Raw genomic sequence first — 13,125 nt, 5'->3', positions numbered from 1 at the left:
GGAGAAGGAGACAAGGGCATGTATGCGGATCGTTACGGACGGCACGGGCGGATCAACCCTGGCAGCGCAATCCTCGCGCTCACCATCAACGGCGCAATCCTCGGCGGGTTGATATTGTTCGCCAATCCGACCTTCAAGAAGCAGATCGGGACGGTGCTGACCATCCAGGCGATCCCGCTCGATCCGGTCAAGCCAACGCCGCCGCCACCCCCCAAGCCTCAGCCTGAGCCAAAGATCCAACCCGCGCTGCGTCAGCCGGTCGACACCAGCAAGAGCGTCATCGTCACCAAGATCGCCGATCCGACCCCGCTCCCGCTGCCGACCTTCACGCCCGGCCCGATCGATGGGACCGGCACCGTCGGCACCGCCACGGTCGAACCGGTCAAGCCGCTGCCGCCGGTTCTCACCACGCCGACGATCGATCCGCGCTACGCCAACCTGTTCCAGCCGGTGTTCCCGCCCGACGAGCAGCGCGCCGGGCGCAGCGGCCGGGTGGTGGTGCGGGTGCTGGTCGGCGTCGACGGGCGCGTGAAGGATATCGCGCGGGTCAGCGCCACCAGCGACTCGTTCTACGATGTCACCCGCAAACGGGCGCTCGACAAATGGCGGTTCAAACCCGCCACGCGCGACAGCATCCCGGTGGAAGCGTGGCGCGAAGTCGCGGTCAGCTTTGTCCTGGCCTAGGGAGAGTAAGCAGCGCTGGCAAGGGGGTGGCGTCCGGCAGGCACCACCCCTATCTTCAGAGGCATGAAGTTCCGCATGCCCTGGATGTCCGAAGATCTCGCCAATGCGGTGTCGCCGCGCGGCGCGGTCCGCGATCTGCTCGCCTACATGCGCCGCCGCCAGCGCCACGAGATCGTGTTTCTGACCGCCGCCGCCGGCCTGACGTTCCTGATGCTGTTCGGCTTCACCATCGAAATGCACGGGCCGAAACGGGAATACCACCGTGAAATCATCTATTTCCAGCAGTGGAATGCCAACCGCACCGACGCGCAGATCATCGCCCAGCAGAAGATCGACGGGCCGGAACAGACCAAGCGCGAGGAAGCCGAGCGCAAGCTGGAAGCCGAGAAGCGTGCGATCTTCAAGCGCTTGGGCGATCAGATGAACTCCGTCGGCCTGTACTGACCGGCCGATGCTGGGGGCGGGCGACGACACGCGCTGGATGGCGGCGGCGCTGTCGTTGTCCGAACGCGCGCGAGGGCGATCGACGCCGAATCCCAATGTCGGCTGCGTCATCGTGGCGGATGGCCGGGTAATCGGACGCGGCTGGACCCAGCCGGGCGGGCGGCCCCATGCCGAGGCGATGGCGCTCGCACAGGCGGGCGACACGTCGCGTGGCGCGACTTGCTACGTCACGCTCGAACCCTGCGCGCATGTCTCGCCTCGCGGCCCCGCCTGCGCCGATCTGCTGGTCGCGTCCGGCGTGGCGCGCGTGGTGATCGCCTGTCGCGACCCCGATCCGCGTACCGATGGGGACGGCATCGCCCGGCTGGAAGCGGCGGGAGTGGCGGTGCTGACCGGCGTCGGCGCAGACGGTGCACGCCGTGCCATGGCCGGCTTTCTCGCCCGCCAGCAGTATGGCCGCCCGCATGTCACGTTGAAGCTGGCACTGTCGCTCGACGGTGCGGTGGCGATGGCGGATGGCCGCAGCCGCTGGATCACCGGGCCGCAATCGCGCGCGCACGCGCATCTCGAGCGCGCCCGTCATGATGCCATCCTGGTTGGGCGGGGGACGTTTGCGGCGGATCAGCCGCGCCTCGATGTGCGGCTTGCCGGGCTGGAGCACCGCGCGCCGGAGCGTCTGCTCTTGTCGGCCACTGCACAACCGGGCTGGACCACGCTGGCCGCGCCGTCCGACATCGCCGGTCTCGCCGACGTCGATCACCTGCTGGTCGAGGGCGGGGCGGCGACGGCGGCGGCGTTCCTGGCGGAGGATCTGGTCGACCGGCTGCTGCTCTACCGCGCGCCGGTCGTGATCGGCGGCGGGCGCACCTTGCCCGACATCGGCCTCGCCGATCTCGCGGCCGCACATAACCGCTGGGCGATGCTTGACGCGCGCGCGCTTGGCAGCGATCGACTCGAGGTCTACGAGCGCGTGAGGAAAGACTGATGTTCACCGGAATCATCACCGATGTCGGCACGATCGAGGCCGTCGAGCAGCGCGGCGATACGCGCATCCGCATCGGGACGGCTTATGATACCGCTACCGTCGATCTCGGCGCGTCGATCTCCTGTTCGGGCGTATGCCTGACGGTCGTTGAAAAGGGTGCCGGCTGGTTTGCGGTAGACGTGTCGGGCGAAACGCTGTCGCGCACCGCCGGCGTGCAATGGACCGAGGGCCGCCGCCTCAATCTCGAACGCGCGTTGAAGCTCGGCGACGAACTCGGCGGGCATATCGTCACCGGCCACGTCGACGGCACCGGTACGATCATCGATCTGCATGACGAGGGCGGGTCGAAGCGCATCACCATCCTCGCCGGCCCGGATATCGCACCGTACATGGCGGAGAAGGGCTCGGTCACGCTCGACGGCGTGTCGCTCACCGTCAACAGCGTCGAGGATCGCGCCGATGGCGTCGCGATCGGCGTCAACATCATACCACACACCGCCGCCGTCACCGCGATCGGGTCGGCCGCCGTGGGCGACACCGTCAACATTGAGATCGACGTGCTCGCCCGCTACCTCCAACGCATGGAAGCCTATCGTGCCAAACGCTGAACCCCGCAGTCCGTCCGGCACGGGCGATCTGCATCGCATCCGCCACGGCTTCCTCTCCAGCCCCGAGGAAATCATCGACGAGGCGCGTAACGGCCGCATGTACATCCTTGTCGACGACGAGGACCGCGAGAACGAGGGCGACCTCATCATCCCGGCGCAGATGGCGACGCCGGACGCGATCAACTTCATGGCCACGCATGGCCGCGGGCTGATCTGCCTCGCGCTCACCAAGGAGCGGGTCGATCAACTCGGGCTCGACCTGATGAGCCGCAACAACGGTACGCGACACGAAACCGCCTTCACCATTTCGATCGAGGCGAAGGAGGGCGTCACCACCGGCATCTCCGCCGCCGATCGTGCGCGCACCGTCGCCGTCGCGATCGACGGCAATCGCGGCAAGGACGAAATCGTCACGCCGGGCCACGTCTTCCCGCTCGTCGCGAAGCGCGGCGGCGTGCTGATCCGCGCCGGGCATACCGAGGCCGCGGTCGACGTCTCGCGGCTCGCCGGGTTGAACCCTTCTGGCGTGATCTGCGAGGTGATGAAGGACGATGGCACGATGGCGCGGCTCGACGATCTCGTCGCGTTTGCGCAGCGTCATAACCTCAAGATCGGTACGATCCGCGATCTGATCGCCTATCGCCGCCGCCACGACCATCTGCTCGAACGCCGCATGGATACGCGCTTCACCAGCCGCTGGGGTGGCGAGTGGACCGCGATCAGCTTCTATAACAAGGCGGTCGGCTCGGAGACGATGGCGCTGGTCAAGGGCCACATCGATCCCGCCCGGCCGACGCTGGTGCGGATGCACACGCTTTCGGTGTTCGCCGATACCTTTGGCGAAAAGTCGGATCGCGAAGGTCTGCTTGCCGGCGCGATGAAGATGATCGCCGAGGAAGGGAGCGGTGTCGTCGTCATCATCAACCGCGCGATGCAGAACCTCGTTTCGCGGCAGATGGAAATCCAGAACAACGGCTCGCGCGAGAGCGATGTCGAGGAACTGCGCGATTACGGCATTGGTGCGCAGGTGCTGGCAGAGCTAGGTGTTCACGACATGGTGCTGCTCACCAATACGCATCACACCCTCGTCGCACTCGAGGGCTATGGCCTGTCGATTGTCGGAGAACGCGAAGTCGAACGCGTCGTAGAAGGAAACGCCTGATGGCCCATATTCTGATCGTCGAAGCCCGCTTCTACACGCATCTCAACGACCTGCTGCTCGAAGGCGCCCGCGCTGCGATCGAGGAGGCGGGGCACAGCCACGAAACCATCACCGTGCCGGGCGCGCTGGAAATCCCCGGCGCAATCGCGCTGGCGGCAGAAAGCGACCGCTATGACGCCTTCGTTGGCATCGGCGTGGTGATCCGGGGCGAGACCTATCACTTCGAGATCGTCGCGGGCGAAAGCGCGCGCGGGCTGATGGCATTGTCGATGGACGGGCTCGCTATCGGCAACGGTATCCTGACCACCGAAAACGAAGCTCAGGCGCTGACCCGAGCCAGGCGTGATGAAAAGGACAAGGGCGGGGAGGCGGCCAAGGCCGCGCTTGCCATGCTCGCGCTGCGCGAACGCTTCGCCCGCTAGGCATGCGCCCCGTTCGCCGATAGCGGCGAACGGGGCAAAGCGTCAGGCGTCCGCCGTTTCCAGCGCCGGATAATCGACATAGCCCTTCGGGCCACGGCTGTACCAGGTCGGCGCGTCCGACACGTTGAGTGGTGCGCCGATCTTAAGCCGCTCCGGCAGGTCCGGGTTGGCGAGGAAGGTGCGCCCGAACGCCACCGCGTCCGCTAAGCCTGAATCGATCACCGCCTGTGCGGCTTCGGCCGTATCGTAATCGGAATTGACCACCAGCACGCCGCCGAACACCTTGCGGATCGCGGGCGACAGCTTCGGTACATCGGTCTTGCCGAACGTTCCGTCCGGCCCCGGCTCGCGCAGTTCGAGGAAGCCGATGCCGAGATCGGACAGCAGCTTGGCAGCATGGGTGAACAGCGGCTCCGGGTTGCTATCGTTCACGCCCTGCGAATCGCCATTGGGCGACAGCCGTACCGAGGTGCGCCCGGCACCCGCCACCGAAATTACCCGCTCGGTGACCTCGCGCAGCAGCCGCGTGCGGTTCTCGATCGAGCCGCCATAGCGATCGTCGCGGAAATTCGCGTTGTCGCGCAGGAACTGGTCGATCAGATAGCCATTGGCGGCGTGGATCTGCACCCCGTCGAACCCGGCGGCGAGCGCGTTACGCGTCGCGATCTCGTAATCGTCGAGCAGGCCGGGGATCTCGTCCAGCGTGAGCGGGCGCGCCGTCTCGAACGCCTGCTTGCCGTCATAGGTGTGTGCCTCGCCCGCGGTTGCGGTGGCGGAGGACGACACCGGCTGTTCGCCGATTACCGAGGAATGCACCTGCCGACCCATATGCCAGAGCTGCGCGACGATCCGTCCGCCGGCCGCGTGTACGGCATCCGTCACCGGCTTCCACGCCGCGACCTGCGCGTCGTTCCATAGCCCGGGCGCGTAGGGCCACCCGAGCCCCTGTTGCGAGATTCCGGTCGCTTCGCTGATGATGAGCCCGGCGCTGGCACGCTGGCGGTAATATTCGATCATCAGGTCGGTCGGCACATGGTCCTGTGTGGCGCGCCCACGCGTCAACGGCGCCATCAGCACGCGGTTGGGGGCCTGGATGTCGCCAAGGGCGATCGGGTCGAACAATGAAGCCATATGGCGAAATCCTTTATGTACCTGTCGGTCTGAATGTAGGAACGGGGGATACGCGCGGCACCCCCTGCGGGTTCAAGAAATTCTGCTGCACTGCAAACAAAGCTGTGGGTCGACGTTGCTCCGGTTGCATCGGCGGCGCGCAGGCACCACACAGGGCGCGGAGACTTCACCCATGCAGACCATCGCCCCCGACGCCACGCTCGACGAAATCGCGATCCAGCTCGCGCCCGCCATCGCCGCCAACGCCGCGTTCGACGGTTGGGGCGACGAAGCGCGCGATACGGCTGCGGCGGGTGCCGGCGTCGACCGTGACGTCGCGCTGCTGGCCTATCCGCGCGGGCAGGTCGACATGATCGCGGCGTGGTTCCGCAGCATCGACGCGGCGATGCTGGCGCGTCTGCCCGCCGCCGATCTCGCCACCATGAAGATCCGCGAGCGGATCACCGCGCTGGTCGAGGCGCGTCTGGCGATCGTCGCGCCGGACCGGGAGGCGCTGCGCCGCGCGCTGGCCGTTCTCGCGCTGCCGCAGAACGTCGCGACGGCTGCGAAGCTCGGCTGGGCGGCGGCGGATACGATTTGGCGTGCAGCCGGCGATACCGCGACCGACTACAATCACTACACCAAGCGCACGATCCTTGGGGGCGTCTATGCGGCGACGGTAACGGTGTTCCTCGACGATGACAGTGAGGACTGGGCGGACACGCGCGGGTTCCTGGCGCGGCGGATCGACGGCATCCTCCGCTTCGAGAAGACCAAGGCCGGGCTGCTCGCGCGCGCCGCGTATCGGCCGAGCCTGTCGCGCTTCATCGGGCGGCTGCGTTATCCGGTGGTGTGAGCCGACCGACCGCCCCGCAGGCGAGGTGAACGGTACGATTACGCTGGTACTCGCCGTGAGTTAATGATAATCAGTCGCATCATGAACATGTTCTCGCGTATCGACTCCGGTGTCAGCCTTGAATCCCTGCCCAACCGTCAGCCCGCGACCGTCGCCGCGATCGACTGGACGCGGCTGAGCGTGCCGGAAGCGCGGCGGCTGCGCGAACTCGGCTTCGATGAAGGTGTCGGCGTCGAGGTGTTGCACCGCTCGATGATCGGCAAGGGGCCGATCGCCTGCCGGATCGGCCGCATGACCGTCGCGCTACGCCGCACCGTCGCCGACGCGATCCGTGTTTCCGCGCAAGCTGCCTGACGGGTGATCGCCTGACATGAACGCCGCGCCGCTGGTGGCGCTGGTCGGCAATCCCAACGCCGGCAAGAGCGCCCTGTTCAACGCGCTCACCGGTGCGCGTCAGAAGGTCGGCAACTACCCCGGCGTCACCGTAGAACGCCATTCGGGTCGGCTGGTACTCCCCGATGGCCGCCCGGTCGAACTGGTCGACCTGCCCGGCGCGTACAGCCTCGAACCCTCCAGCCCCGACGAGCGCGTTACGCGCGATTTCCTGACCGGTACGCAGGCCGGCGAGCGGCTGCCCGATGCGCTGATGGTGGTGGTCGATGCGTCCAACCTCGACAACCATCTGCGCTTCACGCTGCAACTGATCGCGCTCGGCCTGCCGGTGGTGGTCGCGCTGAACATGGTCGATCTCGCCGAACGGGACGGGCTGAAGCTCGATCCGGACTTGCTGTCGCGCGAACTCGGCGTGCCGGTGGTGCCGACGGTGGCGGTGCGGCGGCGCGGCCTCGACGACCTGCGCGACCGGCTCGACGGCATCCTTATCGGCGGCGCGGCGACGCGGCTGCGGGCAAGCGACGGCAGCATCGCGGACGACATCGCGACGCTGCAACGGCGTGCGCGCAAGATCGCCGCGCTCGCGACCGTGTCGGAAGCGCCGGTGCGGCGCTGGGGCAATGCGCTTGACGCGGTCGCGCTGCATCCGGTGTCGGGCGTGGTGATGCTGCTCGCGATCCTGTTCGTGATGTTCCAGACGGTGTTCTGGGCGGGCGCTGCCCCCGCCGACGCCATCGCTGCCGGGTTCGATGCGCTGTCCGGTCTCGTCAAGCAAGTGATGCCCGATTCGGTTCTCCGCTCGCTCCTGACCGATGGCGTGATCGCCGGGGTCGGCGCGGTCATCAAGTTCCTACCGCAGATCCTCGTCATGTTCCTGTTCATCCTGGTGCTGGAGGCGAGCGGCTACATGGTGCGCGCCGCGTTCCTGATGGACCGGCTGATGGCGCATGCCGGCCTGTCAGGCCGCGCGTTCATCCCGCTGCTGTCGTCGTTCGCCTGTGCGGTGCCCGGCATCATGTCGACCCGCACGATCGATGACGAGAAGGACCGGCTCACCACCATCCTGATCGCGCCGCTGATGACGTGTTCGGCGCGGCTGCCGGTCTACACGCTCATCATCGGCGCGCTGATCCCCAATGTGCGCGTGCTGCCCGGCGTCGGCTTGCAGGGGCTGGTGATGCTTGGCCTCTACATCATGGGTGTGGTCGGCGCGTTCGTCGTCGCCGTCGTGCTGCGCAAGACGGTGACGCAGGGCGCATCGTCGGGCTTCATGATGGAAATGCCGAAATATCAGCTGCCCCGGCTCAACCACCTCGCGATCGGGCTGTGGAGCCGCGCGGCGATCTTCCTCAAGCGCGCGGGCACGACCATCGCCTTCACCACCATCGTGCTGTGGGCGCTGCTGAGCTTCCCCAAGCCCCCCGAAGGCGCGCACGTCTCGCCGGTCAACTATTCGGTCGCCGGCCGGATCGCCAACGGCATCGAGCCGGCGTTCCGCCCGATCGGCTTCAACCGCGACATCGTACTCGCACTGATCCCGGCGATGGCGGCGCGCGAAGTGGCGGTGGCGGCACTCGGCACGGTCTATGCCATTGATGAATCGGGCAATGATGGCGGGGAGGCGCAGATCGCAACCACCCTGCACGCGCGCTGGAGCCTGCCGACCGCGCTCGCCTTCCTGATGTGGTTCGTGTTCGCGCCGCAATGTATCTCTACCATCGCGGTTACCCGTCGTGAGACAAACGGGTGGAAATGGCCGGCGTTCATGGTTGGATATTTGTTCGTGCTCGCCTACGGTGCCGCCGGCGCGACCTACTGGGTCGCAAAATTTTTCGGGCTTTAGGATAATCGATGGCGGGTAGCGTCAATAAAGTGATTCTGGTCGGCAATCTTGGGCGCGACCCGGAGAGCCGCTCGTTCCAGAACGGCGGCAAGGTGGTCAACCTGCGCATTGCCACCTCCGAATCGTGGAAGGATCGCAATTCGGGCGAGCGCAAGGAAAAGACCGAGTGGCATTCGGTCGCGATCTTCAGCGAAGGGCTCGCCAACGTCGCCGAGCGGTTCCTGCGCAAGGGCAGCAAGGTCTATATCGAGGGCCAGCTTCAGACGCGGAAGTGGCAGGACGCGCAGGGCCAGGATAAGTATTCGACCGAAATCGTGTTGCAGGGCTTCAATGCGGTGCTGACCATGCTCGACGGCCCCGGCGGCGGTGCAGGTGGTGGTGGCGGCAATGCCGTTCGCGACGATTTCGGCGGTAACGAGGACTTCGGCGGCGGCGGCGGCGGTGGTTCGCGCGGTGGCTATGGCGGCGGTGGCGGTGGCCGCTCCAGCCAGCCGGCCGGCGGAAACCGCGGCGGTGGCTTCGCAGACGATCTCGACGACGACGTTCCGTTCTAAGGATGGTCGACAAACGCAGGCCGGCCGCAGGACGCGGCTGGCGGCTTGACGAAACGGTCCGTGCCGAAGCGCTTGCCGCCTATGATCTGACCACCCTGGCCGGCAGCGCCGCGCTCAGGCGTATCACCGATTTTGCAGGCGCCCTGTGCGACACGCCGGTCGCGCTGGTGAGTTTGGTCGAGGAGCATATCCAGTGCTTTGTCTCGCGCACCGGCACCGAACTGATCGCCACCCCGCGCGATATGTCGTTCTGCCAGTTCGCGATGCTCGGCGACGACGTGATGGTCGTGCCCGACGCGCTGAACGACCCCCGCTTCGCCGATACCGCGTTGGTCACCGGGGAGCCGTACATCCGCTTCTACGCAGGCGCGCCGCTTATCAGCGACGCGGGCGTACCGCTCGGTGCGCTGTGTGTGATCGACACCAAACCGCGTGAGGGGCTCACGCCGCTTCAGCATCAGGGTCTGCTCGTTCTGGCGGCGGACGTGATGTCGCGCTTTCGCGCGATCGAAGCGGGACGCCGCTGAGCGACGATTACGGCTGCGCGCGCAACATATCCGCGATGCCGGGCGCAAGCCGCTCCATGAACCGGTCGGGGCGCACCGGCGGGTGGAAGCCGAGTGCCGCGTAGACGCCGTGCGCGTCCATCGTGACGAGCGCGATGCGCCGCAGTTCGGCAAAGTCAGGATGGTCGAGGAACCACTGCACCATCGCGCGCCCGAGGCCTTGCCCGCGTGCGCCCTCGTCGACCCAGACATCGGCAAGCCACGCGAACGTCGCATGATCGGTAATCATCCGCGCGAAGCCGACCTGTTCGCCCGCGCGGTACGCGCCGAGGCAGTGCGAGCCGTGAATCGCCCGCTCGACCTTCTCGCGCGCGATGCCGGGCGACCAGTAGCTCGACGCAAGCCAGCCATGAATGCGCGCGACCTGCAAGCGCTCTGTGTCGTCGGACAGGATGATCTCGACCATAGCCGTGTCTAGCCGAACCGCCGCGCCGGCGCGCGTGCGGCGATGATCGCCTCCGCGGCCAGCCGTCCGGTCTGCGCGCCGCCGTTCATATAGCCGGGATAGGCGTCGGAGAGATGCTCGCCGGCGAAGTGTACCGGCCCGGACGGCACCGGGCGGCTGGCGATGCCGTCCGTCTCGGTCCAGATCAGCCGGCCGAAACGGGTGAGCTGGCCGGGGCGGAAGTTGACATAGCCGCCCATCGTCATCGGGTCGCGGTGCCATGCGCTACGTCGCGCCGCGCCGCTTGCCGCGACCATCCCGGGCAGTCCGCTCTCGACCTGCGCGGCAAAGCGTTTGGCCTGCGCGCGCGCGTCGCCCGTCGCCGCCGCCATCACCTGATCGCCGCCAAGATACCAGTTCCATACGCCGCCCGGCCCGGTCGCGGGGCGTACCCCCGCGTCCCAGCCCTGCGAGACGCCGGATTTCGCGCTCACGTCCCAAACCTCGCCACCACGGCCGATCGGCTTTTCCCAAGGCCGGGTCGGTGTCGCCGCCTGCACTTTCTCGTTCTTGCCCAAGCCCACTTCGGCGATGAAGCGCTGCCACAGCGGCGGCAGCGGCAGGGTGAAGGCGATGTTGCGGGTGATGCCCGCCGGCGTCGCGACGATCACGGCGGAGGCGTCGGCGGTCTTGCCGTCCGCGAACACCAGCCGCACGCCCGAGCCAAGCGCGTCGACCCGCTTCACAAGCTTGCCGGTCGAGATCCGCCCGCCGAGCCGTTGCGCCATCGCCGCGACCAGCGCGCTGCTGCCGCCGCTGATGAGGAAGCGTTCGTCGCTGCGGCTGAGCACGTCGATGCGCCGCCCCTCGATTGCCGGCAGGTTGAAGATCAGCTCGATCGCGGAGGCCTGGCCAGGCTCGCAGCCATATTCAGTGCGGGCGGTCGCTTCCATCAACTGCCGCACCCACGGATCAGGCATCAGCCGCGCATATTTGTCGAGATAGTCGGTGAAGCTCAACCGGTCGAGATCGAGCGAGACCGTGGCGTAATTCTGGTCGAGCCGCACCGCATCCGCATCGATCTGCCCCGCGATCCCGCGCAGGCCTGCGGCGAGCTTGCCCTCGGCGATCTCCTTGCCGTTCTGCACGACCATGGTGCGGTGCGCGAAGCCCTTGCGGTCGATCAGCGCAAGGCCGAACTCGCGACACAGCGCGTGCATGTCGGCATGATCGGTGTTGACGAATTGCCCGCCCATTTCGATCGCCGGCTGGCCAGCGACCTTGGAGGTCCACATCCGCCCGCCCAACCGCAGTCGCGCCTCGTACAGCCGAGCGTCGATGCCGGCCTGCGTCAGGTGCCACAGCGCGCTCAAACCCGCCATGCCGCCGCCGATGATCGCCACCGGGCCGGGCGCGATCGGCGCGGCATGCGCCGGGCGTGGCAGCGCCGCCGCGATACCGCCGGCGCCGAGCGCGGCCAGCACCGCGCGCCGCGTCGCGCCGGGCGCACCCGGCGCCGGCGCCGCAACCCCCATATCCTTCAGGTTCAGCCGTCTGGCCGCTGCCAGCGCCTCCCATACAAACCCGCTACCGCGCATCGTCGCCCCTTCGTCCCGCGCTTTGATAGCAGCCGCGCGGCAGAGTGCCAGCTTGGCCTTGCCCAACTTGCCATACCCGCCCGCATCCGTCATGCGATCGCCCATGCTGCCTTTTTCCCGCGTCACCGTGATCGGCATAGGCTTGATCGGCTCTTCCATCGCCCGCGCGGTGCGCGCCACGATGCCGAGCGTGCGGCTGACCGGCTACGATGCCGATGCAGGCGTGCGCGCCACCGCCGACCGGCTCGGCCTGTTCGACGATGTCACCGACACGCCGGGCGCAAGCGTGATCGACGCCGATCTCGTCATCCTGTGCGTACCGGTCGGTGCGATGGGGCGGGCGGCGGCGGCGTTCGCGGAGGATCTGCCCGCCGACGCGATTGTCAGCGATGTCGGCTCGTGCAAGGCGGAGGTGGTGCGCGCGCTCGCCGAGGCGCTGCCGGGCGCGACCGTCATCCCCGCGCATCCGGTAGCCGGGACCGAGAACAGCGGACCGGAAGCGGGCTTCGCCACCCTGTTCAAACATCGCTGGTGCATCGTCACGCCGCCGGAGGGCGCAGCCCCGTTCGCGGTAGAGCGGGTGTGCGAATTCTGGCGGCGGTTGGGTGCAGAGGTCGAGACGATGGCGCCCGATCATCACGACCGGGTGCTGGCGATCACCAGCCACCTGCCGCACCTGATCGCCTATACGATCGTCGGCACCGCCTCGGACATGGAGGAGGTCACACAGTCGGAGGTCATCAAATATTCCGCGGGCGGCTTCCGCGACTTCACCCGCATCGCCGCGTCCGATCCGACCATGTGGCGCGACGTGTTCCTGTCCAATCGCGAGGCCGTGCTGGATATGCTGCAGCGTTTCTCGGAGGATCTAAGCGCGCTGCAACGCGCGATCCGCTGGGGCAAGGGCGACGAACTGTTCGATCTGTTCACCCGCACGCGCGCGGTGCGTCGCTCGATCATCGATTCGGGGCAGGACGATCCCGCGCCTGACTTCGGCCGCACGCGCGAATAGCGCCGAGAACGCCAATCAGAGTTTGCGATACGGGTTAGGCAGATCCGGCATCCAGCCGGCGGTCGGCCCCGAGGTTCGCACGTCGCGCGGTGCGTCGGCTTGCGGGCGCGGCGTGATGACCGCCTTGGCACGAGCGTCGTCCGGGTTGATCGGCTCGATGAAGCGCAAACCTGCCGATCCCTTGTCGACCCACACCACGTTGGCGCCGATCGCCTGGAGTGCCCCTATAGAAATCAGCACCGTCGCGCCGACCTGAAGTCCGATCGCCTGGTCGATCCGGAGTCCGTCCGTCGAAAGGTCGCGCACCCGGTGGCGTGAGGGTTCACTGCCCCCGAAGCGTTCGATGGACGCAGTCAACATCACGCTCGCGCGCGTCTTGCGTGGCGTAGGCGCCGTGCTGACGTCGTCGGGGTCAGGAGTGTCTGTCATCGCTGCTATGTGGGAAATTCCACGCACCCGCGCAACGCCGCATCATCGCGCCGCGCCGATTTGCGCGTATATCA

Annotated in this window: 15 protein-coding genes and 1 pseudogene; 12 read left to right on the top strand and 4 right to left on the bottom strand. The window is 67.3% G+C overall.

Annotated features, from left to right (window positions below):
- Positions 1-18: 18 nt before the first annotated feature.
- From OXR00_RS14355 to ribH, 6 genes are all read left to right on the top strand, one after another.
- Entirely contained in the window at positions 19-684 is a 666-nt protein-coding gene (locus OXR00_RS14355; protein WP_267388954.1) for a TonB family protein, read from the top strand.
- A gap of 75 nt (positions 685-759) precedes the next feature.
- Positions 760-1,128 (top strand): hypothetical protein, encoded by a 369-nt coding sequence (locus OXR00_RS14350; protein ID WP_267388953.1) that lies wholly within the window; start codon positions 760-762, stop codon positions 1,126-1,128.
- Positions 1,129-1,135: 7 nt separating this feature from the next.
- Entirely contained in the window at positions 1,136-2,113 is a 978-nt protein-coding gene (gene ribD, locus OXR00_RS14345; protein ID WP_267388952.1) for a bifunctional diaminohydroxyphosphoribosylaminopyrimidine deaminase/5-amino-6-(5-phosphoribosylamino)uracil reductase RibD, read from the top strand.
- Positions 2,113-2,721 (top strand): riboflavin synthase, encoded by a 609-nt coding sequence (locus OXR00_RS14340; RefSeq protein WP_267388951.1) that lies wholly within the window; start codon positions 2,113-2,115, stop codon positions 2,719-2,721. Before ribD ends, OXR00_RS14340 begins: the two co-directional genes overlap by 1 nt.
- A gap of 28 nt (positions 2,722-2,749) precedes the next feature.
- Positions 2,750-3,883, top strand: coding sequence for a 3,4-dihydroxy-2-butanone-4-phosphate synthase (ribB, locus tag OXR00_RS14335; RefSeq protein WP_267388985.1), 1,134 nt, complete (start codon positions 2,750-2,752; stop codon positions 3,881-3,883).
- Entirely contained in the window at positions 3,883-4,305 is a 423-nt protein-coding gene (ribH, locus tag OXR00_RS14330; protein ID WP_267388950.1) for a 6,7-dimethyl-8-ribityllumazine synthase, read from the top strand. Before ribB ends, ribH begins: the two co-directional genes overlap by 1 nt.
- A 42-nt stretch (positions 4,306-4,347) precedes the next feature.
- Here ribH and OXR00_RS14325 read toward each other — a convergent pair whose 3' ends face one another.
- Positions 4,348-5,436 (bottom strand): alkene reductase, encoded by a 1,089-nt coding sequence (locus OXR00_RS14325; RefSeq protein ID WP_267388949.1) that lies wholly within the window; start codon positions 5,434-5,436, stop codon positions 4,348-4,350.
- A gap of 172 nt (positions 5,437-5,608) precedes the next feature.
- Between OXR00_RS14325 and OXR00_RS14320 the strand changes: the two genes are divergently transcribed.
- From OXR00_RS14320 to OXR00_RS14300, 5 genes and pseudogenes are all read left to right on the top strand, one after another.
- Positions 5,609-6,271 carry a COQ9 family protein gene (locus tag OXR00_RS14320; protein ID WP_267388948.1) on the top strand — a complete coding sequence of 221 codons (663 nt, stop codon included), beginning with the start codon at positions 5,609-5,611 and terminating at the stop codon, positions 6,269-6,271.
- Positions 6,272-6,352: 81 nt separating this feature from the next.
- Positions 6,353-6,625: a FeoA family protein gene (locus OXR00_RS14315; RefSeq protein ID WP_242148184.1), complete on the top strand. Its 273-nt coding sequence runs from the start codon at positions 6,353-6,355 to the stop codon at positions 6,623-6,625.
- 16 nt (positions 6,626-6,641) lie between these two features.
- Positions 6,642-8,507: a ferrous iron transporter B gene (locus tag OXR00_RS14310; protein ID WP_267388947.1), complete on the top strand. Its 1,866-nt coding sequence runs from the start codon at positions 6,642-6,644 to the stop codon at positions 8,505-8,507.
- Positions 8,508-8,515: 8 nt separating this feature from the next.
- Positions 8,516-9,061, top strand: a complete 546-nt coding sequence (gene ssb / locus OXR00_RS14305) for a single-stranded DNA-binding protein (protein WP_242148180.1) — start codon at positions 8,516-8,518, stop codon at positions 9,059-9,061.
- Between the two features lie 2 nt (positions 9,062-9,063).
- A pseudogene (locus tag OXR00_RS14300) lies at positions 9,064-9,552 on the top strand (GAF domain-containing protein); the annotation flags it as partial.
- A 43-nt stretch (positions 9,553-9,595) separates the two neighbouring features.
- Here the strand turns inward: OXR00_RS14300 and OXR00_RS14295 are convergent.
- Both OXR00_RS14295 and OXR00_RS14290 read right to left on the bottom strand, forming a co-directional pair.
- Positions 9,596-10,033, bottom strand: coding sequence for a GNAT family N-acetyltransferase (locus OXR00_RS14295; protein ID WP_267388946.1), 438 nt, complete (start codon positions 10,031-10,033; stop codon positions 9,596-9,598).
- Positions 10,034-10,041: 8 nt separating this feature from the next.
- Positions 10,042-11,748, bottom strand: a complete 1,707-nt coding sequence (locus OXR00_RS14290; RefSeq protein ID WP_267388945.1) for an NAD(P)/FAD-dependent oxidoreductase — start codon at positions 11,746-11,748, stop codon at positions 10,042-10,044.
- Here OXR00_RS14290 and OXR00_RS14285 point away from each other — a divergent pair.
- Positions 11,714-12,622 (top strand): prephenate/arogenate dehydrogenase family protein, encoded by a 909-nt coding sequence (locus OXR00_RS14285; protein WP_267388944.1) that lies wholly within the window; start codon positions 11,714-11,716, stop codon positions 12,620-12,622. The genes OXR00_RS14290 and OXR00_RS14285 overlap by 35 nt on opposite strands.
- A gap of 15 nt (positions 12,623-12,637) precedes the next feature.
- Here the strand turns inward: OXR00_RS14285 and OXR00_RS14280 are convergent, their stop codons facing one another.
- A complete protein-coding gene (locus tag OXR00_RS14280; protein WP_267388943.1) occupies positions 12,638-13,051 on the bottom strand; it encodes a PilZ domain-containing protein in 414 nt (137 codons plus the stop codon).
- Positions 13,052-13,125: the final 74 nt, after the last annotated feature.

This window comes from Sphingomonas sp. GC_Shp_3, from assembly GCF_026540945.1.
Taxonomy (GTDB): Bacteria; Pseudomonadota; Alphaproteobacteria; order Sphingomonadales; family Sphingomonadaceae; genus Sphingomonas.
This window is presented reverse-complemented; position numbering and strand designations above follow the sequence as displayed.

Excerpts from the sequence above, each read along its gene's own strand:
- OXR00_RS14355 (WP_267388954.1), top strand. The coding sequence starts at position 19 with ATGTATGCGGATCGTTACGGACGGCACGGGCGGATCAACCCTGGCAGC.
- OXR00_RS14350 (WP_267388953.1), top strand. The coding sequence starts at position 760 with ATGCCCTGGATGTCCGAAGATCTCGCCAATGCGGTGTCGCCGCGCGGC.
- ribD (WP_267388952.1), top strand. The coding sequence starts at position 1,136 with ATGCTGGGGGCGGGCGACGACACGCGCTGGATGGCGGCGGCGCTGTCG.
- OXR00_RS14340 (WP_267388951.1), top strand. The coding sequence starts at position 2,113 with ATGTTCACCGGAATCATCACCGATGTCGGCACGATCGAGGCCGTCGAG.
- ribH (WP_267388950.1), top strand. The coding sequence starts at position 3,883 with ATGGCCCATATTCTGATCGTCGAAGCCCGCTTCTACACGCATCTCAAC.
- OXR00_RS14325 (WP_267388949.1), bottom strand. The coding sequence starts at position 5,436 with ATGGCTTCATTGTTCGACCCGATCGCCCTTGGCGACATCCAGGCCCCC.
- OXR00_RS14320 (WP_267388948.1), top strand. The coding sequence starts at position 5,609 with ATGCAGACCATCGCCCCCGACGCCACGCTCGACGAAATCGCGATCCAG.
- OXR00_RS14315 (WP_242148184.1), top strand. The coding sequence starts at position 6,353 with ATGAACATGTTCTCGCGTATCGACTCCGGTGTCAGCCTTGAATCCCTG.
- OXR00_RS14310 (WP_267388947.1), top strand. The coding sequence starts at position 6,642 with ATGAACGCCGCGCCGCTGGTGGCGCTGGTCGGCAATCCCAACGCCGGC.
- ssb (WP_242148180.1), top strand. The coding sequence starts at position 8,516 with ATGGCGGGTAGCGTCAATAAAGTGATTCTGGTCGGCAATCTTGGGCGC.
- OXR00_RS14295 (WP_267388946.1), bottom strand. The coding sequence starts at position 10,033 with ATGGTCGAGATCATCCTGTCCGACGACACAGAGCGCTTGCAGGTCGCG.
- OXR00_RS14285 (WP_267388944.1), top strand. The coding sequence starts at position 11,714 with ATGCTGCCTTTTTCCCGCGTCACCGTGATCGGCATAGGCTTGATCGGC.
- OXR00_RS14290 (WP_267388945.1), bottom strand. The coding sequence starts at position 11,748 with ATGCCGATCACGGTGACGCGGGAAAAAGGCAGCATGGGCGATCGCATG.
- OXR00_RS14280 (WP_267388943.1), bottom strand. The coding sequence starts at position 13,051 with ATGACAGACACTCCTGACCCCGACGACGTCAGCACGGCGCCTACGCCA.